16 protein-coding genes are annotated in these 18,839 nt (G+C 72.2%); 10 read left to right on the plus strand and 6 right to left on the minus strand.

Going from position 1 to position 18,839, the window contains the following annotated elements:
• Positions 1-86 precede the first annotated feature (86 nt).
• Both ACJ8AN_RS12530 and ACJ8AN_RS12535 read right to left on the minus strand, forming a co-directional pair.
• Positions 87-287: a BON domain-containing protein gene (locus ACJ8AN_RS12530; RefSeq protein ID WP_407755542.1), complete on the minus strand. Its 201-nt coding sequence runs from the start codon at positions 285-287 to the stop codon at positions 87-89.
• A 33-nt stretch (positions 288-320) separates the two neighbouring features.
• Entirely contained in the window at positions 321-1,232 is a 912-nt protein-coding gene (locus ACJ8AN_RS12535; protein WP_407755543.1) for a flagellar motor protein MotB, read from the minus strand.
• Positions 1,233-1,451: 219 nt separating this feature from the next.
• Between ACJ8AN_RS12535 and ACJ8AN_RS12540 the strand changes: the two genes are divergently transcribed.
• From ACJ8AN_RS12540 to ACJ8AN_RS12555, 4 genes are all read left to right on the plus strand, one after another.
• Positions 1,452-2,978 (plus strand): GspE/PulE family protein, encoded by a 1,527-nt coding sequence (locus tag ACJ8AN_RS12540; protein ID WP_407755544.1) that lies wholly within the window; start codon positions 1,452-1,454, stop codon positions 2,976-2,978.
• Positions 2,979-3,005: 27 nt separating this feature from the next.
• Complete coding sequence (locus ACJ8AN_RS12545) at positions 3,006-3,653, plus strand: PEGA domain-containing protein (RefSeq protein WP_407755545.1); 648 nt, start codon at positions 3,006-3,008, stop codon at positions 3,651-3,653.
• A 99-nt stretch (positions 3,654-3,752) separates the two neighbouring features.
• Positions 3,753-4,820: a chemotaxis protein CheB gene (locus tag ACJ8AN_RS12550; RefSeq protein ID WP_407755546.1), complete on the plus strand. Its 1,068-nt coding sequence runs from the start codon at positions 3,753-3,755 to the stop codon at positions 4,818-4,820.
• A 233-nt stretch (positions 4,821-5,053) separates the two neighbouring features.
• Positions 5,054-8,305, plus strand: a complete 3,252-nt coding sequence (locus ACJ8AN_RS12555; protein ID WP_407755547.1) for a PAS domain S-box protein — start codon at positions 5,054-5,056, stop codon at positions 8,303-8,305.
• A 43-nt stretch (positions 8,306-8,348) separates the two neighbouring features.
• Here the strand turns inward: ACJ8AN_RS12555 and ACJ8AN_RS12560 are convergent, their stop codons facing one another.
• On the minus strand, positions 8,349-9,953 hold the full coding sequence (locus tag ACJ8AN_RS12560; RefSeq protein WP_407755548.1) for a HEAT repeat domain-containing protein: 1,605 nt from the start codon (positions 9,951-9,953) through the stop codon (positions 8,349-8,351).
• A 100-nt stretch (positions 9,954-10,053) separates the two neighbouring features.
• On the opposite strand from ACJ8AN_RS12560, the gene ACJ8AN_RS12565 reads away from it, so the two are divergent.
• The gene (locus ACJ8AN_RS12565; protein ID WP_407755549.1) at positions 10,054-11,115 is read left to right on the plus strand and encodes an NAD(P)H-dependent flavin oxidoreductase; all 1,062 of its coding nucleotides are present in this window, start codon (positions 10,054-10,056) and stop codon (positions 11,113-11,115) included.
• A gap of 3 nt (positions 11,116-11,118) precedes the next feature.
• Here the strand turns inward: ACJ8AN_RS12565 and ACJ8AN_RS12570 are convergent, their stop codons facing one another.
• Together ACJ8AN_RS12570 and ACJ8AN_RS12575 are read right to left on the minus strand one after the other, a co-directional pair.
• Positions 11,119-12,507, minus strand: coding sequence for a hypothetical protein (locus tag ACJ8AN_RS12570; RefSeq protein ID WP_407755550.1), 1,389 nt, complete (start codon positions 12,505-12,507; stop codon positions 11,119-11,121).
• Positions 12,508-12,538: 31 nt separating this feature from the next.
• Positions 12,539-13,102 carry a TetR/AcrR family transcriptional regulator gene (locus ACJ8AN_RS12575; protein WP_407755551.1) on the minus strand — a complete coding sequence of 188 codons (564 nt, stop codon included), beginning with the start codon at positions 13,100-13,102 and terminating at the stop codon, positions 12,539-12,541.
• Between the two features lie 195 nt (positions 13,103-13,297).
• Here ACJ8AN_RS12575 and ACJ8AN_RS12580 point away from each other — a divergent pair, with 195 nt between their 5' ends.
• From ACJ8AN_RS12580 to ACJ8AN_RS12595, 4 genes are all read left to right on the plus strand, one after another.
• Positions 13,298-14,440, plus strand: coding sequence for a hypothetical protein (locus tag ACJ8AN_RS12580; RefSeq protein WP_407755552.1), 1,143 nt, complete (start codon positions 13,298-13,300; stop codon positions 14,438-14,440).
• A gap of 111 nt (positions 14,441-14,551) precedes the next feature.
• Positions 14,552-15,736, plus strand: a complete 1,185-nt coding sequence (locus ACJ8AN_RS12585; protein ID WP_407755553.1) for a hypothetical protein — start codon at positions 14,552-14,554, stop codon at positions 15,734-15,736.
• Positions 15,729-16,541 carry an SEC-C metal-binding domain-containing protein gene (locus ACJ8AN_RS12590; RefSeq protein WP_407755554.1) on the plus strand — a complete coding sequence of 271 codons (813 nt, stop codon included), beginning with the start codon at positions 15,729-15,731 and terminating at the stop codon, positions 16,539-16,541. The genes ACJ8AN_RS12585 and ACJ8AN_RS12590 overlap by 8 nt, the downstream gene beginning before the upstream one ends.
• A 144-nt stretch (positions 16,542-16,685) precedes the next feature.
• On the plus strand, positions 16,686-17,030 hold the full coding sequence (locus tag ACJ8AN_RS12595) for a hypothetical protein (protein ID WP_407755555.1): 345 nt from the start codon (positions 16,686-16,688) through the stop codon (positions 17,028-17,030).
• 83 nt (positions 17,031-17,113) lie between these two features.
• Here the strand turns inward: ACJ8AN_RS12595 and ACJ8AN_RS12600 are convergent, their stop codons facing one another.
• Positions 17,114-17,785 carry a hypothetical protein gene (locus ACJ8AN_RS12600; protein WP_407755556.1) on the minus strand — a complete coding sequence of 224 codons (672 nt, stop codon included), beginning with the start codon at positions 17,783-17,785 and terminating at the stop codon, positions 17,114-17,116.
• 198 nt (positions 17,786-17,983) lie between these two features.
• Here ACJ8AN_RS12600 and ACJ8AN_RS12605 point away from each other — a divergent pair, with 198 nt between their 5' ends.
• Positions 17,984-18,829, plus strand: a complete 846-nt coding sequence (locus ACJ8AN_RS12605; RefSeq protein ID WP_407755557.1) for an alpha/beta fold hydrolase — start codon at positions 17,984-17,986, stop codon at positions 18,827-18,829.
• Positions 18,830-18,839 lie beyond the last annotated feature (10 nt).

Raw genomic sequence — 18,839 nt, forward strand, 5'->3', positions numbered from 1 at the left:
GCGGGGACCCCACGCGGGTCCACCCGGGCGAGCACTGTAACCCTGGCCTGTCCCGTAGGGCCATCACCGGGCCCGGAGCAGGCCGCTCACGGCGCGAGGACGGTGAGCGGGTTCTCCACCTTGTCCACGCCGAAGACGTACCAGACGCCGTTCTCCGCCATGCGGCGCCGCGGCTCGCCGTGCACCACGTCGCGCACGCCGGGCACCCACCAGGCGGGCACACCGGCCAGGCGCCTGGCCGCGAGGCTGTTGATGTCGCCGTCCAGCGTCACCACGCCGTCGCTCATGGGCCTGGCCCGCACCCGTTGGCCGCCGCGGTGCTAGTCCACGTCGCCGGTGGCGAACGAGGCGCCCGCCAGCAGCCGGACGCCGGGCAGGTCGACGGAAGTGCCGAGGCCGAAGCCTCCGAGGAAGTACAGGTCCAGCGTGCTCCCGGTGTGCTTGCGCACGCCCAGCAGCAGCTCACCGCCAGGCCGGCCGCCCTGCAGGGGCAGGTTCACCAGCAGGCTCACCTCGGGCCGCGTCGCGGTGTCGTTCTTCCCTCGCGAGGTGACGGTGGTGCCCACGCGCAGCTCGCTGCCCACCACGTCCTGCTCGCGCCCCGTCAGCCGCGACAAATCCTGGCGCGGACGCAGCAGGGCCCCCACCTCGGCGCCCACCTGGTAGCTCTCGCCCTGGAGGCCCGCCTGCAGCTTGGGATTCACCGCGTACGTGTCCCGCCCGAGAATCTCCGCCCGGCCCACCGGCAGCGCCGCCGCCAGCTCCACGCCGAGGTTCAGCGGCGCCCCGTTCTTCACCTGCAGCGGCGCCGCGCGCACCGACACCCACGGCGAGTCCAGTCCCTGGCCATTGGGCGGTGGGACGTTCCGCGTCTCGTGGCCCGCCTGCACGAGGACGTAGGCCAGCTGCGCTCCCACCTGCAGCCAGGGCAGCACGCCGACGGCGGCGGTGAGGTGCCCGGTGAGCTTGTTCTCCACCGTGCTGCTCGCGCTGACGGCCGGGTCCCACGAGCGCGCGAAGTTGAGCGGCAGGCTCTCGTAGTGCACCTGCGCCGAGACGCGCACGACGCCCGGGTCCAGCGTCCGGCCCGTCCCCACCACCAGCGAGCCCAACCCGGAGGTCTCGAGCTGCAGGCGCTGCAGGCCAAAGGTCGGCAGGGGGCTCCCGCCCTGGGCCACGGCCAGGCCCGGCGCGAATACCGCACACAAGAGGACGAGGATTCGGCGAGACATGGAAGACGGCTCCAGGGAAGAGCGCAGACGCAGCCCGGCCGCGCGACGTCTGACAGGGGCCGCACCTTCGGGGATGCCCGTGCGGCTCGCAAGAATCATCTCACGGCTCCCCCGGTTTCGTCTGAACTGAGGATTTCCGCTGACGCGCGCGCCGCCCCGCACGCGGGGTGTCGGTTCATTGAGGCACGCGGTGCCGCCTGTTAGCGTGCGAGGCCTCGAATGATCCACCCTCTGAGAAGAGCCACCCAGGTCCTCTGGGTGTTGGCCCTGCTGGTGCTCGTGGGGAGCATCGGCGCGTGGCTGTACCAGAATCCCCTCCCGGACGTGGACAGTGCGCGCCGCGTGGGCTCGCGCTTCCTGGGGCTCATCTTCACGCCGGCCCTGCTCGGGTGCGTGGGGCTGTGCCTCGCGCTGGGCGCGGGAGGCGCCTGGGCCGAGTCGCGCGTACGCCGCTCGCGCCTGGCCTTCGCGCGCCGGCCCGCGCTCTCGCCGCTGGCGGTGGTGGACGCGGACGTGGCGTTCGCCGTGCGCGAGATGCTCGCCGAGCTCCAGCAGGTGCTGCGCGGCTACGTCTCCCGCTCCGAGCCGGACATGATCGCCTTCGTGGACGTGCTGCTGGACGGGGCCATCCGCGTGGGCGCCAGCGACGTGCACATGCACCCGCTGGAGACGGGCACCCGCGTGGCCTTCCGCGTCCACGGCGTGCTCGAGGAGGTCTTCATGATGCCGCGCGAGCACCACCCGCGCCTCATCAACCGCATGAAGGTGCTGGCCAAGGTGGTGCTGTTCCGCTCGGACAAGCCGCAGGACGGCCACTTCGGCATCAGCACCCCCGAGGGCCCCGCCGACATCCGTCTGTCATTGCTGCCCACCAACCACGGCGAGTCCGTGGCGCTGCGCATCGCCCGCAGCACCGTGCGCCTGCCGGAGCTCGTCAAGCTGGGCATTCCGCCGGGCGTGGTCGAGTCCTACCAGCGCCTGCTCGACTCGCCCCAGGGCGTCATCTTCGTGGCGGGCGCCACCGGCGCGGGCAAGACGACGACGCTGTACTCCTCGCTCGGCTACATCAAGCAGACGCGCGGAGACCTCACGCGCATCGCCACCATCGAGGATCCCGTCGAGTACGACGTGCCCCTCTTCTCCCAGACGCAGGTGAACGCCGAGCAGGGCTTCACCTTCGCCCAGGGCCTGCGCTCGGTGCTGCGGCAGGACCCCAACGTCATCATGGTGGGAGAGATTCGCGACGCGGAGACGGCGCGCACCGCCATCCAGGCGGGCCTGAGCGGACACCTGCTGCTCACCACGGTGCATGCCACCTCGGCGGCGGGCGTCTTCAACCGCCTCATCGAGATGGGCGTGGAGCCCTTCCTGCTCGCGTCCGCCTCCGTGGCCAGCGTGTCGCAGCGGCTCGTGCGCGCGCTGTGCCCGCACTGCCGCGTGCCCAGCAGCCTGGAAATCGACGAGCTGGCCCGGCTGGAGGCCGCGGGGCTGTCCACCGCGGGGCCCTTCTTCAAGCCGGTGGGCTGCGCGCGCTGTGGCGGCTCGGGCTACCTGGGACGCGCCGCGCTCTACGAGGTGCTGCGCGTCAGCCCGGCCATCCGCGAGTGCGTCAACACCAAGGTGCCCACCTCGCGCACGCAGGACGTCGCCGTGCAGGAGGGCATGGTGCCCCTGCTGGCCGCGGGCCTGGCGCGCGTGAATGCCGGGACCACGACGCTCAAGGAGGTCTTCCGTGTGGTGGGCTGAGCGCGGCGCAGTGCGGGAGGTGGAGTCGTGAGCGGCACCCATGCACCCCAGGCGCCGGAGCGGGCGCCCGAGCAGCTTCCGGGACAGACGGCGGAGCCCGCCCTGCCCGGCGGCGCCCCCATGGCACGCGCCTCGGATGGAGGCCCTCCCCGGCCCGTGCAGCCGGGCGGCCCCGCTTCCCCGGGCCCCTCCCGCACCGAGTGGCTGGCCGCGGGGCTGAAGCTGGCCTCGGCCCTGTGCGCGCTCGCGGCGGTGGGGCTCGTCGTGCGCCCGCTGCTGCTCGGCGAGCTGTCGCTGACGCCGCGGATGCTCACCCTCCAGCCCACCTTCTCCGAGGAGCCGGTGGCGCCGCCCCCCGTGGCGGCGGAGACGCCCGCTCCCCAGGAGGCGCCCCCGGGCTCGGTGACGCGCGAGGAGCGCGCCGACTTCGACGGCGCCGTCCTGATGATCGACTCGGAGCCCTCCGGGGCCACCGTGCTGGTGGATGGGAGGGATCAGGGCGAGACGCCGGTGTCGGTGGGGCTCGAGTGTCTGCCGGGCACGCCCGTCATCGTCTCCATCTCCCTGCGCGGCTACGAGCGGGCGAAGCACACCACGCTCTGCCCGCATGACGCGCTGGTGAAGGTGACGGCGCAGCTCAAGAAGAGCCCCGGCAAGGCCTCCGGCAAGAAGTGACACGGCAAGCGGGCGGTGCGGCCCGCGCACGTGATAAGGATTGGGGCCGCACAGGCCCCTCGGCCTGGTGGAGAGCTCACGGGTTGGGAGGCCGCACCGTTGAAGCTGCTGCTGGTTGAGGACTCGCGCTCCGTCGTCGCCTTCCTCGAGCAGATACTGCGCCGCGAGCCGGACCTCGAGCTGCTGCCGGCAGTGGGCAATGGCCGTGACGCGGTGGCGGCGGTGCAGCGCTGGAATCCCCAGCTCGTGCTGATGGACCTGGTGCTCCCCGGGGGCATGGACGGGGTGGAGGCCATCGCGGAGATCATGGCCACGGCGCCGTGCCCCATCGTGGTGTTGAGCGGGCAGCTCGGCATGCCGGGGAGGGACAGGACCTTCGAGTCGCTGCGGGCCGGAGCGGTGGACGTGCTGGGCAAGCCGACGGCGGGCGGGCTGGAGGCGGTGAAGGAGTTCCGCGAGCGGCTGCTGCGCACGGTGCGGGTGATGGCGCACGCGCGGGTGGTGGGCCGGAGGCGGACGACGTCGCCGCGCCTGCAGGCGTTGCAGCCCGTGCCGCCTCCGGTGGCGCCGGGGCTCGAGACGAAGCCGTGCTCGCTGCTGGCGATTGGAGGCTCCACGGGCGCGCCGCCGCTGGTGTACGAGCTGTTGCGCGCGTTGCCGGTGCCGGCGCCCTTCCCGGTGGTGGTGGCGCAGCACATCGTCCGGGGCTTCGAGCCAGGGTTCGCGAAGTGGCTGGGCGGCACGGGACACCGGACGCTGGTGGCGCAGGGCGGCGAGTGGCTGGAGCCGGGGACGGTGTACGTGGCGCCAGCGGACCGGGACCTCTCGGTGCGAGGGGGCCGCTTGCAGACGCAGCCGTCGCGAGGCGTGGCGGTGCCCTCGGTGGACGTGCTCTTCGAGAGCGTGGCGGGCTTCTACGGGGCGAGGGCGGTGGGGCTGCTGCTGACGGGGATGGGGGAGGACGGGGCGCGGGGCCTGCTGGCGATGCACCAGGCGGGGGCGCTGACGGTGGCGCAGGAGGGCTCCAGCTGCGTGGTGGACGGCATGCCGGGGGCGGCGAGGGCACGGGGCGCGGCGAGCCAGGTGCTCACCCCGGGCGACATGGCCGCGCTGCTCACGGCCCTCGCGAAGGCCTCCGCCTCTTCCCTGGGGAGAGGGCCGGGGTGAGGGGTCCCCCGGAACCAGATTCAACCCTGTTGCATCTACGGGGAAGAGCCCCCCCCCTCACAGCCGTTCCCTACCGATGGCCGTGCTCCCCTGTTGCTTGGAGGGCAAGGGAGCTGTCTTGCGAGACGTTGGCGGGTCGCGGAGGGCGTCCACCTCGTTGTCGTCCACGGCGTGGCGTTTGAAGCCGGGCCGCGTTCATGCACAGCTTCCGGACTGGAATGAGAGAGCACCACGTGAGCGGGCAGACCGGCAGACTCCTGATCATCGCCAACGACGCGGGGCTGCGTTCCGAGCTACGCCAGTGGGTGGAGGGAGACTGCGAGGGGCGTTACGCGCTCGCCGAGGCCGCGACCGGCGCGGCCGGGGTGCACGCCGTGGCCACCGGGGAGGGAGCGCCCGACTGCGTGTTGCTCGCCCACGAACCGCCCGCGGTGGATGCGCTGGAGGTGCTGGCCGCGCTGCGCGAGGACCGTCCCGTCCCGCCCTGCCCGGTCGTCGTCCTTCCCGTGGCCCCGGCGGGAGGGCGTGAGCTGGAGCGGGCGGCGCTGCGGGCGGGGGCCATGGAATGGCTCGAGCGGGGCTCGCTGAGCGCGCGGGCGTTGACCCACGCCCTCGAGAACGCGATGGAGCGCTTCGCTCCCTGGCGCACGGCGCGGGACGCCGGACACGGCAACGGCACGGACGCGGCCGGGGCCACCGGGAGCAGCAAGGCGCAGCTCGAGGCCATCCTCAACGCGATGGCCGACGGCGTGGTCGTCTTCGACATGGCCGGCAACGTGGTCCACCTCAACGAGGCCGAGGCGCGCATCTGCGGCTTCTCGAGCGCCGCGGAGATGAAGCGCGACCTCCCGTTCTTCGCCACCCTCTACGAGCTGTCCACCGACGACGGGCGGCTGCTGCCGGTGGAGGAGTGGCCGGTGTCGCGGGTGCTGCGGGGCGAGACGGTGGTCGCCTGCGAGCTGCGCACCCGGCGGCGCGATACCGGACAGGACTGGCGCATCCACTTCAGCGGCTCGCCCGTGTGTGACGAGGCGGGACGGCAGGTGCTCGCCATCGTCATCACCCGCGACCTCACCGCCCAGGCCCGGGCCGAGAAGGCGCTGCGCGAGTCGCAATGGCGTTACCAGACGCTCTTCGAGTCCATCGACGATGGCTTCTGCCTGCTGCAGCTGATCTTCGATGCGCACGGCGAGCCCGTGGACTACCGGTTTCTCGAGACGAACACCGCCTATGAGACCCACACGGGGCTCCGGAACACCGTCGGCCGGACGGTGGGGGAGCTCTTTCCGGTCATCAACGAGTCCTGGCTCCAGCGCTACGCGGAGGTGGCGCGCACCGGCGGCTCCATCCGCTTCGAGGACCACACCCCGGCGGTGGACCGCTGGCTCGAGGTGTACGCCACCCGCGTGGGCGAGCCGGGGAGCCAACAGGTGGCGATCGTCCTCAAGAACATCACCGAGCGGAAGCGGGCCGAGCAGGCGCTGCGCGAGAGCGAGGCCCGCGCGTACCAGGCCGCCGCCCGGGCCGAGGCCGAGAGCCGCCTGCTCGACGCGGTGCTCGAGGCGGCGCCCGCGGGCATCATCGTGGCGGATGCGAGCGGCCAGCTCGTGCGGATGAACCCCGCCAATGGGCGCCTGTGGGGAACAGCGCCGCGCTCCTCCAGCGTGGACGAGTACCGCGAGTGGAAGGGCTGGTGGGCCGACGGCTCGGAGCGGCACGGGCGCCGCCTGGAGCCCCAGGAGTGGGCCATGGTCCGGGCCCTGCGCGGGGAGCTCACCCCCGGCGACATCATCGAGATCGAACCGTTCGACGCGCCGGGGATGCGCCGCACCATGCTCAATTCCGCCGCGCCCGTGCGGGATGGGGCGGGGAGGATTGTCGGGGGCGTGGTCGCGCAGATGGACATCACGGCCCGCGTCGAGGCCGAGGCGGCCGTCCGCCGGAGCGAGGAGCGCTACCGCCTCGTCGGCCGCGCCACCAACGACGTCATCTGGGACTGGGAGCTCGCGACGGACCGGCTCGACTGGAACGACGCGGTGCGGGAGCACTTCGGCTGCACGCAGGAGGAGCTCGGCCCCACCATCGACGGCTGGTACAGCCGCATCCACCCGGAGGACCTCGAGCGCGTCGTCTCCGGCATCCACGCGGCCATCGACGGCACCCAGGAGACGTGGGCCGATGAGTACCGCTTCCGCAGGAGCGACGGCTCCTACGCCGCCATCCTCGACCGTGGGCACATCGCCCGGGAGGCCTCCGGCAAGGCCGTGCGCATGATTGGCTCGATGCTCGATTTGACCGAGCGCCACCGCACCGAAGCCGCCCTGCGCGAGAGCAAGGAGCGCTTCGAGGCGCTCGCCGACAACATGTCCCAGCTCGCCTGGATGGCGGACGAGACGGGCAGCCTCTTCTGGTACAACCAGCGTTGGTTCGACTACACGGGCACCACGTTCGAGGAGATGCAGGGGTGGGGCTGGCAGAAGGTCCACCACCCGGACCACGTGGCGCGGGTGACCGAGCGCTACGCGAAGCACATCGCCTCGGGCGAGGTGTGGGAAGACACCTTCCCGCTGCGCTCCCGGACGGGCGAGTTCCGCTGGTTCCTCTCGCGCGCCTGTCCCATCCGGGACGGCTCGGGCCGGGTGCGCCGCTGGTTCGGCACCAACACGGACATCACCGCGCAACTGGAGGCCGAGGCCCAGCTCAAGGAGGCCCTGCGCGCGCGCGACGAGTTCCTCTCCATCGCGAGCCATGAGCTGCGCACCCCGCTCACGTCGCTGAAGCTGCAACTTCAGATGACGCGGCGGCGCATCGAGCGCGGAGACCCGAGCGCCTATGCGCCCGCGCAGGTGAGCAAGCTGGTGGAGCAGTCCAACCATCAGCTGGCGCGGCTGGCGCGGTTGGTCAACGACATGCTCGACATCGCGCGCATCCAGACGGGCCGCCTCGTCATCGAGCCGGGCCAGGTGGACGCCGTGTCGCTCACCCGCGAGGTGCTCGAGCGCCTGGGCCCGCACCTGGCCGAGTCGGGCACCCCCGCCACCCTGGAGGCCCCCGAGCGGCTCAAGGCCGAGTGGGACCCCTTCCGCATCGAGCAGGTGGTGACGAACCTGCTCACCAACGCCATGCGCTACGGGGACCACAAGCCGGTGGCCGTGGCGCTGCGCTCGCACGAGGGGCGCATCCTGCTGAGCGTGAAGGACCAGGGGCTCGGCATCCGCGAGGAGAGCCAGGAGCGCATCTTCAACCGCTTCGAGCGGGCCATCTCCGCCAATGACGTGTCGGGGCTGGGCCTGGGGCTCTTCATCAGCCGGCAGATTGTCGAGGCCCACGGCGGCCGCATCTGGGTGGAGAGCGAGGGCCCCGGCCACGGCGCGACGTTCTTCGTCGAGCTGCCCGCGTTCCCCGACTTCACCCGGCTGGAGCTCCCTGGAGCGGAGCTGGGCGCGGCTCCGCTCCAGGCGCGGAGATTCCAGGGACGCGCGTAGCGCCTGGACTGGGCTCACCGGCCCCAACTCCCGGAGTCCGGGCTCACTCGTACGCGCGCAGCATGTGCTCCAACTCGTGGGCCAGTCCGGGCTCGAGGTGCCGGGCCGAGCGCACCGCCTCCCGCAGCTCCCGGAGCCGCGCCGGTGAGGGATTGGCGGAGAAGCTCCGGTAGGACGCGGTCGTCCACCGCTCGAGGTGGTGGAGGGCCCGCGTGCGCGAGGGCTCATCCGGGAGCGCGGCGGCGTCGATGAGCAGGGGGAGGGCGTCGAAGCGCGGCAGGGCCACGATGAGCTCGAGCGCCTGTCGGAGGGCATGGGGGAACAGCCCCGGCCGGAAGAGGCAGCGGCGCAGCCACTCGGGAGTGATGCGCCCCGTGCGCTGGGACAGAGCAGCGGCCGCGGCCCGGCAGACGCTCGGCGCCGGGTCGAGGAAGAGCTCGCGCAGGGCCTCCACGCTGCCATCCCCGTCCAGCCGGCCCAGGGCCGTGACGGCCTCGCGCCGCACCGCCACGAGCGGGTGAGCGAGCAGGGCCCTCAGCCGCGGCACGTCCGAGACGTTGCCCGTTTCCCCCAGTCCGGCGACGGCTCCGGGACGCACGGGCTCCTCCCGCAGTGCCGCGCGGTACAGCTCGGAGACGTCCACGGTGCCGGAGAGCCGGCGCTGGGCGTAGTCGCGGATGGCGCCGCTCGGGTCCATCAACGCCTCGCGCACCTTGGCCCCGGCGAGCGCGGGCACCCGCCGCGCGTAGAGGTTATAGGCCTCGCGCCGGATGAACATGGTGCGCGAGCGCTCCAGGCGCGCGAGCACCGGGGGAAGCTCCTCGTCGGAGAAGAGCGCGTCCACGTGCTCCACGGCGAGCAGCCGCACCACCGGATCCGCGTCGTCCAGGCACCGCTCGACGGCGCTCCGGGCCAGCTCCGGGGGGCCCTTCATCAACAGCCGGAAGGCCGAGCGCCGCGACCGCCACGACAACGCCTCGAGGTGCCGCTCCAGCCACGCGAGCGCGTCCGGCTGGCCCAGCCGCGCCATCGCCGCCTCGAGGAAGGGCGAGTGGTCCGCGCGCGTGAGCTGGCGCAGCGTCTCCAGCAGGGGGAAGTGCCGGACGAGCAGCTCCAGGGGAACTCGGGGGAGCGCCGCCATCGCGGCTCGCAGCGCGGTGTCGCGCACGGGCCCCACCCAGTCATTGAGGCGCACGAGGAGGAAGGGCCAGGCGGCCACGTCCCCGCTGTCGGCCAGGCGCTGTAGGGCGGCCTGCCGCGTGAAGCCATTCGGGTGACAGGTGAGCAGCGCCATCACCGAGGGCGACAGCGAGGCGAAGCGGTCCAGGTACTGGGGCCGGAGCTCGGAGTAGTCCGTGTCGTGGAGACTGGACTGGCGCAGGGACTCGTCCACGCCGCGCACGTCCTCCGGGCCGAGGCAGGCGACGAGGTGGTGCAGGGCCACGGAGAGGGCTCGCGTCTCGTCGTCCCGGGCCCAGCACAACATCCGGAAGACGGGCAGCACCAGGGCCGGCTCCTGTTGTGCTCCGAGGGGGAGCAGGAGGGCGTCCCGGTCGGCCCCCCGGGCGTTGCGCAGTTGCTCGAGGTAGCCCGTCTTCGAGTGCAACGCATCCAGCAGCGCCCGGGCGCGAGGGGAGAGGGATTTCATAGGGGATCGACTGACGAGCGCGGGGCGCATCTGAACGATTTGCCACCGCGGAGGGCTTCCGAGGCACAATGTAGAGGCGGAGTCTCACGGGAGGGAAGGCATGACCCGATTCAACGCTTGGAGCCGGCTCGCGTCGCTGCTCGGAATCGAGCACCCCATCATCCAGGCTCCAATGGCGGGTGGCGCCACGACGCCAGAGCTGGTCGCCGCCGCGTCGAACGCGGGAGGGCTGGGCTCGACGGGTGCCGCCTACCTGAAACCCGAGGACATCGTGAAGCACTCGCGGCGGGTGAGAGAGCTCACGGACAAGCCCTTCGCCATCAACCTCTTCGCGCCCCTGCCCGCGCCGGGCGAGGTGGAGCCGGGCCGCATGCTCGCGGTGCTGGCGCGCTACCACGAGGAGCTCGGGCTCGCGCCGCCGCAGCCGCCGAAATCTCCGTTGCCCCCCTTCGACGAGCAGGTGGACGCCGTGGCGGAGAGCGGGGCGCGCGTCTTCAGCTTCACCTTCGGGATTCCGCCCGCCGCGGTGCTCGAGCGGCTGAGGGCTCGAGGCATGTTGCTCGCGGGGACGGCGACGACGGTGCGCGAGGCGAAGCTGCTGGAGGCGGCGGGAGTGGACGTGGTGGTGGCGCAGGGCGCCGAGGCCGGTGGACACCGGGGCACCTTCGCGGGGCCCTTCCAGGCGGCGCTGGTGGGCACGATGGCGCTGGTGCCGCAGATGGTGGACGCGGTGCGCCTCCCGGTGGTGGCGAGCGGAGGCCTCATGGACGGGCGGGGAATCGCGGCCGCGCGGGTGCTGGGCGCGAGTGGCGCGCAGCTCGGCACGGCCTTCCTGAGCTGCCCCGAGTCGGGCATCGCCGCCGTCTACAAGGCCGCGCTGCGCGAGGCGCACGACGACTCGACGGTGGTGACGCGAGCCTTCTCCGGCCGTCCGGCCCGGGGGCTCGCCAACGCCTTCACGGAGGCCATCGGGGACTCGGAGGACATCCTCCCGTTCCCACTCCAGCACGCGGCGACGACGCCCCTGCGAAGCGCCGCGTCGGCCCGGGGCGATTCGCGCTTCATCGCGCTCTGGGCGGGCCAGGCCGCCGCGCTGTCACGCGGCCGCCCGGCGGGAGAGTTGATGCGGGAGCTCATCGCCGAGTCCGAGCGGCTCGGCTGAGCATCACGGCGCGACGAAGAGGCAGCGTGTCACCGGGACGATGATGTCCGCGAGCACGTACAGGTAATACGTCTTGCCGCTCGTGAGCGTCGCGGGCGAGCCGCTCGCGGGGAAGCGCTGGGACATGCCGGCGGGGACGACGCCATAGCGCACCGAGCCACTCGCCACGGGCGTGCCGTCCGCGGGCACGTCGATGCGCCAGAGCGTGCCCTCGGGCAGGTCGAGGTTCGGCGGCACCGTGGGCGACGTGGCCTCCTGCTCGAGCACGTACACGTAGCGGGCCTTGCCTCCGCGCCAGTTGAGCGTGCCATCGGCTGAAATGCCCTCACCGTTCTCGCACGTGGTGGGCCGGTAGAAGCGCTGGTCGTCCAGCGGGCCCGCGCCGTAGGGCTGGCTGGTGTAGTCCTCGCGCTTGTAGCCGCGCTGGAGGAGCTCGGCCTCGAAGAAGCGCGCGATGCGGGCCGCATCCGTCGTGACGAAGATGGAGTCGTTGGGCCGCTCGGGCGAGGCGCGCGAGAAACCGTTGTTGTGCTCGGGCCGGTAGGCGCCGAAGCCGACGGTGTTGATCCACCCGGCGCCCATGGCCAGGCCGCGCGGGTTGAACGAGTTGATGAAGTTGCCCGGCGACTCGACGTACCAGTTGGACGGGCCCTTGGGCGCGCGCGTCGAGTGGCAGCACACGCAGGCGGTCGCCTCGATCTGCGACCTCACCCAGTTCACCTCGGCCACGTACACCGGGTCCTTCAGGCGCGGATCCTCGCGCTCGGCGTCCGGCGCGGGAGGCACCGGGTAGTAGGGGCGCTGGGTGCGCACGCGGTCACAGCTCGCGTAGTCGCTGAAGCTGCGGCCGGGCTCGGTGGCGCCGGAAATCATCTCCCACGTGCAGACCTTCCCGCCTTCCGACTGGCCGGGGGCCTCGCCCGCCTTGGGGTCCACGCACGTGAGCACCGGCTGCTGGAACGTGGGCAGCCCCGTGTCACCCAGGTCCACCACCTTGCCGCCGCAGACGGGCGCCGGGTCGAACACGCCGCCGCCGAACAGCTCACACCCGCGCTGCATGGAGGCGCACTTCTCCGCGTTCACGCCGGGGAAGGTGATGCGCTGCCACTGGTCGTCCTTGTCTCCCTCCAGGAAGCAGTAGCCCAGCCGCTCCTCGATGCCGCACGCCGAGCCCAGCACCACCGTCGCGCCCTCGTCCTTACAGTTCTCCGTCGCCTCCGTGTCGCTCCACTCCCCGAGGTAGTCGCGGCACTCCTCGAGGTTGCTGAACTTGTTCGTATAGGTGCAGTGGCCCACCACCTTCTCGGGCACCTGGGGCACGGTCTTGTCCCGGCACCCCGCGAGGACGGACATCAGGACGCAACAAGACAGCAACAACCGCGGCGCGGTCATCGGATGACTCCCAATTGGAAAAACGTGTGGATTACTTCGCGTAGCCCTTCATGAACCCGTCGAGATGGCGCTCGAGGAAGACAGCCAGGTCGAGCGGACGGCAGCGGCGTCCGTGCAGCTGGTGCTGATGGAAGAGCGCCATCAACACCGGGGACAGCAGGGCGAGCGCCGCCACGCGCGCATCCGGCACCGACAGCTCGCCGCGCGCGTGGAAGACGATGAGCAGCTCCTCGATGGAGTGGAGCGTGGGCTCGAAGATGGAGGAGATGTAGATCTGCCCCAGCTCCGAGTCGCTCATGCCCTCGGCGAAGCCCGCGGCGTGCATGCCGCCCAGGGCTCCCGTCCACGCGGCGGAGAGCTGCTCGAGCAGGTGATGGAAGGCCTCGCGCGCTGGCCGCTCCGCCAGCGTCTTGGCCCAGGCCACGCGCTCCTCTCCGAACTTCATCAGGTGCTCGAAGGCGGCCTGCACCACCCCGCGGCGGTCTCCGAAGTAGTGCCGCAGCGTGCCCGGGTCGACTCCCGCGCCCTCCGCGAGCACCCGCAGGCTCGGGTGCGTGCCCCCCGCCAGGAGCAGCTGCCGCGCGAGGCTCGCCACGAGCTTCGACCGCGTCTCCTCATGATCCCGGTTGCGCGCTCCCGATATCCTTCCCATGGATGGGAGTATTATTCCCCGCCATTTGACGCCGCAAGCTCTCGTGAGCCACCGGGAGCGGATTTATATTGTTCCACGATGCTGAGATTTATTTCCCCGGGCCGCGGCTTCCGGGCGCCATCCGCTAGAGTGGGGCGCGTGGCGAATGTCTTCCGGGTCCAGGTGGAGGCTTCCCGCTCGCGCGGGGCGGTGATGGTGTTGGCGCGGGCGCTCCAGGTGCCCCTGGAGTCGGCGCGCCAGCTGTTGGCCGAGCCTCGCGTGCTGCCCCGGGACCTGGAGGAGGGCGAGGCACGGCGTCTGGTGGAGGCGCTGCGGCAGCTCGGCGTGGCCTGCGAGCCGGTGCCGGTGGTGGGGCAGGGCCGTGCGGTGTGCGGCACCCACGCGTCCCTGGCCGCCGAGTCGCCGTGCGAGGACTGCCGCGCGCTGGTGTGCGTGCTGTGCCGGGGGCCCGAGGGCCAGCCGCTCTGTGCACGCTGCTCCGCGAAGAGGGCCCGCCGCACCCGGGCGAAGGGGCTGCGCGTGTCCGTGCTGCTCGTCGTCTTCGTGCTCCTCGCGTTCTGGGCCACCTCGCGCCAGCGCTCCCTCGAGCGGCGGGTGACGTGGGAGCGGCCCCTGGATGTCGGGGTGGTGCTGCTCGCTCGCGGCGAGGTGAAGCCCGAGGTGCTCGAGGCCTGGCGCGAGGGCGTGGGGCAGCTGGAGGGCTGGCTCGAGCGCGAGGCGGGCCGCTATCGCGACGGCCTGGGCCGGCCGGTGCGTTTCGTGCTCGCCGGTCCCCTGGCTCCCACGGGCGTGGAGCTGTCGCCGCCCGAGGACTCGCTGGTGGCCCGGGCCCGTCATGCGTGGGCGCTGTCCCGCGCGCTGTCCGCCGTGGACGAGGCCGCGGGTCTGTCCTCGCGGAAGTGGGATGCGCGCATCTACGTCATGCTGGAGCCGACCTCCGAGGGCGGTGAGCGCCTCGTGGAGGGCATGGCCGAGGCGGGCGGCTCGGTGGGCCTCGTGCGCGGCGTGCAGGAGGACACCGGGCTCACCCTGGAGCTGACGGCGCTCGCGCACGAGCTCTTCCACTGCCTTGGCGCCGTGGATGCCTACGACGCGCGGGGGCACGCGCTCGTGCCGGAGGGGCTGGTGGAGCCCGGGCGTCAGCCGCTCTACCCGCAGCCGGCCGCCGAGGTCATGGTGGGCGAGGTGCCGCTGGGCGAGGACCAGGGCCGGTTGCCGCGCTCGCTGGAGGAGGTCCGCGTGGGCCCGGCCACGGCGGCGGCCCTGCGCTGGACGCGGTGAGCGGAGTCAGGTGAACGGGTCCCTATCCCTGGGGTCACACGCGCTGCGCGGCCGACATTTCAGGTCAGATTTCCGTGCCAACTTTTCCGGTCATGTCTACAGTGGCTGCCCATGTCGAACGAATGGCACGACAAGGCACCCGGGGAGCCGCGGCTCCCTCGGGATGAGGAGGAGCGCACCGCGAGCGCTCGGGAGGAGTCGGGGCTGTCCCTGGCCTTCTACGAGCGCCTGCAAGCGGCCTCCGTGGACGAGAAACTGGAGCTGGCACGCGAGGCCGCCAGCCACCCGGGCTTCGACGAGGAGGATGCCTTCGAGGTGGGCAGCCGGGTCGAGCAGGCCCTGGAGGAGGCGGGCCGCTACCCGGAGCTCGAGCCGCTGCTGGACGCGTGGAAGGAGCGCGCCCCGGCCGTGTACGCGTCGGAGCCGGCGGTGCGCACCTGGCGCGTGGAGCTGGCGCTGCGCCTGCCGGGCCGGGACGTGAAGGAGGCGCTCGTGTCGCTCGCGAGGCACACGGGGGACGCGGACCTGGTGTCGCGGCTGGCCGAGTGGTGTCTCTTCCGGGGCCGTCTGGACGAGGCGCGCGCGGGGCTGCTGGAGGCGTGGCCCCGGGTGCGCGAGGACGAGTCGCTCGCCGAGTGGACGCGGGTGGACTACGTGACGCGCGCGGTGCTCACCTGCATGGACGCGGGGCTGCGCGAGGAGCCGCACCTGTCGCTCCCGCGGCTCAACGAGCGGCTCGCCGTGTTCGGCTCCGCGGTGCCGCACTGGGTGGGGCGGGGGCTGGCGTTGCGCACCGGCCGCGAGCCGTGGGCGCGCAAGACGTCCCAGGAGGTGCTCGATCATCCCCCGGACACCTTCTTCGACGAGCAGCGGGTGCTGGTGATGGCCTTCGAGCCGCAGCTGCGGATGCGGCAGGGCTGGCCCTGGGGGCGCACGCAGCTGCTCTTCCCGGAGCTCTTCCACCTGCTGCCCGGCCCCTTCGGCCACCATGGCCGGGTGACGCGGGCCATGCACCTGCTGTTGCCCGTGCTCAGCGACCTGGAGCACTGGGTGCGCGGCATGGCCGAGGAGCGCGCCCTGCATCCGCACGTGCATGCCGCCACGGCGCTCGCGCTGCGCCCGTGGGGCGAGTTCCTCCACCACCAGGGCCTGGTGTCCGCCGAGGAGCTGGCCGAGTGGTGGGAGCAGGCCTGGCAGCTGCTCTCGACGCTGCCCGAGCAGTTCGCGACCGCGGGGGATCCGCGGCTCGCGCAGGAGCTGCACCAGTTCATCCGGGGAGGGTGGCCTCATGGCTAGGTCCAATGCGCGTGCGCGGGTGCGCCGGTTGCTGGAGTTCGCGGAGGCACTGCCCGAGCCGGTGAGCGAGGACATCCTCTCGCTGGGCACCGAGGCGGTGGAGCCGCTGGTGGAGATTCTGCGTGACGAGCCGCTCGCCGATGTGATGGCGCCGGGCGAGGGTTTTCCGCCCGTGCACGCGGCGCGGTTGCTCGCGAGGCTGGGCGCTCCCGGGGCCGTGTCGCCCCTGGTGCGGCGGCTCATGCAGACCGAGCCGGGCGAGCTGCTCTACGACACGCTCCTCTACGCGCTGGGGGATTTCGGGCCCGGGGCGGTTCCCGAGGCCCTGGGGGCGCTCGCTCTCGCGCGGGACGAGGACGAGCGGCTCGGGCTGCTGTGCGTGCTGGCGCGCAGTGGCCACCGGGACGAGCGCATCCTCGCGGCGCTCCTCGAGCAGCTCCAGGGGGACGTGACGCAGGGGGCGATGAACCTGTCGCGCTACGGAGACCCTCGAGCGCTGCCGGCCCTGGCCCGGAAGCTGGATGACTACCCGGTGGAGGAGGACAATGACGATCTGTTCGCCAACCAGACGGCCATCGAGCTGGCCTCCGCCATCGAGGGGCTCGGGGGAAGGCTGGACGCGGCCCAGCGCGCGAAGGTGGAGCGGGCCCAGCGCTCGCGTCGCCGGTTGAGTCAGGTGTTCCAGTGCGTGCTCGATGAGCTGCACCCTCCGCCCCGTGAGCGCCCCGCGCCTGGAGAGCCGTGCTGGTGCGGCAGCGGGCGCCGGTACGAGGCGTGCCACCTGGACCGCGACCACGGCCGGTGAGGCGAAGGTGCCCTCGCGTGCCACGCGCCCCCCGTCGGAGGGCTTCCAGGCGGGGAAGCGGGAGTCCGCCGGGTCGCGCACGCGCGGGCGGTTGCCGGACCCCGGGGGGCTGGAGCAGGGTGCGTGCGGGAGGCACGAGAGACGATGAGCGACGAGCAGGGTTGGAGGCCGGTGGAGGGCACGTTGGGGCTGGGCGGCGCCGAGGGCGGCACCATCGTCCGGGACGAGGAGCACCCGGCGGGAGTGCGCCTCACGCTGGAGGAGGACGTGGAGCGCTCGTTCCACGCGGTGACGTGCGGGATTGCCGGGTGGTTGGTGCACGCGCGCCACTTCGGCAGCGCGGCGGAGGCCGAGGCGGCCTGGGACGAGCTGAAGCCGGCGCTGGTGCAACTGGCGATGCAACTGCCCGCCACGCGGGGCCACGGGTTGGACCCGGCCACGCGCGAGGCGGGGGTGAAGCTGGGGGCCTTCCTGGCGCGCTACCCCTGAGGGGGAAAAGACGAACGGGGAGACCCGAGGGCTCGTGGGCCCCGGGGCCTCCCCGCGTCAGCCATGGAGCTCGGCCGTGAGGGCTAGTAGGTGCCACCGAACTGCAGCAGCGCCTGGTAACGGCCGTCCCAGAAGCCGTTCTCACCGGAGGGAGCGAAGTCCTGCGAGAATGGGATGTTGTAGTCCACCCGGGCGTCCGCGGTGAGCAGCTTGCCGATGTTGTAGCGCAGGCCCACGCCGGCCGGGACGAAGCCACTGGTGTCATCCGTGTAGCCGAACAGCGGGCTGAGTCCGTTCACGTTGTAGTTCTGGACGCCGATGCCGCCCAGGATGTAGGGCTGCAGCCTCGTGGGGGTCAGCCCCAGGGTGACGGCCGCCTGGCCACCGTTGCGCACGATGTCCGCGCCATTGGCCGCGCCGCCCGGGCCCGCATCGTCCACGTCCGTGAGACCGCCGCTGTAGTTGAGCTCCACGCCCAGCTGCCGCGTGGGCCGGAAGCCCACGGTGGCGCCGTAGGAGAAGCCCGGGTTGAGGGACGAGGCGTTGCCACCCGTGTAGCCCTCGGCGCCGCCACCCAGCAGGACGTAGAGGCCACGATCGGCGCCCGCTTCGGCGGCGGGGACGTAGGCCGATGGCTCCTGCACCATGCCGGAGCCGCCGTACACCGGCTCCGTCTGCTTCCATTCATCACCAGCCAGGGCCGCGCCGCCCCACAGCGCCGCCGCACATAAACCCATCCGGATGACGGACTTCATGTCATGGACTCCTTTCGAGTGTCCGATGGCAACCTGTGGCCGGGTTGAAGGGAGCTGCAACGGAGGGTGAATCCCGCCCGGCTCCCCGGCCGGTGCACCGCCCGCCAGAGGGGCGCTGCCCCTGGAATTCGCGGGATGCACGAAGTTCGTGCTCTTTTGCCTCCGGGCGGGGTCCTTCCCCCGCGCACGGAGGAATGCATGAAAGCGATTCTGGCTCTCGCAGTGGCGGTGACGTGTCTGGTGGGGATGGAGGCGCGGGCGCAATGCGCCACGTCGTGCTCCACCGTCACGCCGAAGAACCCGGTCATCCTCGTCCATGGCCGCAATGACGACGCGACGCGTTGGGACGCGCTCGTCGCGAGCTGGAGCACCCGCGGCTACACCGAGGGGGTGAACCTCTTCCGAATCGATCTCACGCGCGACTGCGGCTCGGCCAGCTTCTGCTCGGCGCTGCCGGGGTACACGGGCGGCTACGTCAACGAGACGTACGGCAGGTGCCTGGCGGCCTTCATCGACCAGAAGGTGCCGTGTGTGAGCGGCGCGTGCCCGGCGGTGGACCTGGTGGCGCACTCGCAGGGCACGGTGGTGGCGCGCTACTACACGCGCTTCCTGAAGAACCGGGTGGTGGATGACCTGGTGGTGATGTCCTCGCCGCACAACGGCATCACCAACTGCGGGCTCGTCTCCGGCTGCCCGGGCGTCAACCCCGAGGACTGCTCCAACAGCGCCTTCCTGCGCAAGCTCAACGGCGTGGCCCCCGAGGGCGATGGCTCCAACGACGAGACGCCCGGCGCCACCTTCCTGGGCCCGGTGCACTACGCCTCGGTGGTGAGCGATGGGGACACGGTGGTGCCGCCCTGGTGCGGCGGGTACTTCCTGGTGGACCCGGCCACCCACAACGGCGGCAACCTCGACTGCCGCCGCCCCAACTACACGGTGGACCCGGACTCCAGCGCCTGCTTCCTCTCGAAGCTCCAGCACCTGGTGATTCCGCGCGACGCCAACGCCATCAACTTCGCCTACTGCGAGGTCAACAAGGACTGAGCGCCGGCCC

This window comes from Archangium sp. (genome assembly GCF_045802675.1).
In the GTDB taxonomy this organism is placed as follows: domain Bacteria; phylum Myxococcota; class Myxococcia; order Myxococcales; family Myxococcaceae; genus Archangium.

Bases quoted from the DNA above. Each gene is read 5' to 3' on its own strand.
- ACJ8AN_RS12565 (WP_407755549.1), top strand. From the start codon at position 10,054: ATGACCCGATTCAACGCTTGGAGCCGGCTCGCGTCGCTGCTCGGAATC.
- ACJ8AN_RS12590 (WP_407755554.1), top strand. From the start codon at position 15,729: ATGGCTAGGTCCAATGCGCGTGCGCGGGTGCGCCGGTTGCTGGAGTTC.
- ACJ8AN_RS12570 (WP_407755550.1), bottom strand. From the start codon at position 12,507: ATGACCGCGCCGCGGTTGTTGCTGTCTTGTTGCGTCCTGATGTCCGTC.
- ACJ8AN_RS12535 (WP_407755543.1), bottom strand. From the start codon at position 1,232: ATGTCTCGCCGAATCCTCGTCCTCTTGTGTGCGGTATTCGCGCCGGGC.
- ACJ8AN_RS12560 (WP_407755548.1), bottom strand. From the start codon at position 9,953: ATGAAATCCCTCTCCCCTCGCGCCCGGGCGCTGCTGGATGCGTTGCAC.
- ACJ8AN_RS12600 (WP_407755556.1), bottom strand. From the start codon at position 17,785: ATGAAGTCCGTCATCCGGATGGGTTTATGTGCGGCGGCGCTGTGGGGC.
- ACJ8AN_RS12530 (WP_407755542.1), bottom strand. From the start codon at position 287: ATGAGCGACGGCGTGGTGACGCTGGACGGCGACATCAACAGCCTCGCG.
- ACJ8AN_RS12605 (WP_407755557.1), top strand. From the start codon at position 17,984: ATGAAAGCGATTCTGGCTCTCGCAGTGGCGGTGACGTGTCTGGTGGGG.
- ACJ8AN_RS12595 (WP_407755555.1), top strand. From the start codon at position 16,686: ATGAGCGACGAGCAGGGTTGGAGGCCGGTGGAGGGCACGTTGGGGCTG.
- ACJ8AN_RS12585 (WP_407755553.1), top strand. From the start codon at position 14,552: ATGTCGAACGAATGGCACGACAAGGCACCCGGGGAGCCGCGGCTCCCT.
- ACJ8AN_RS12540 (WP_407755544.1), top strand. From the start codon at position 1,452: ATGATCCACCCTCTGAGAAGAGCCACCCAGGTCCTCTGGGTGTTGGCC.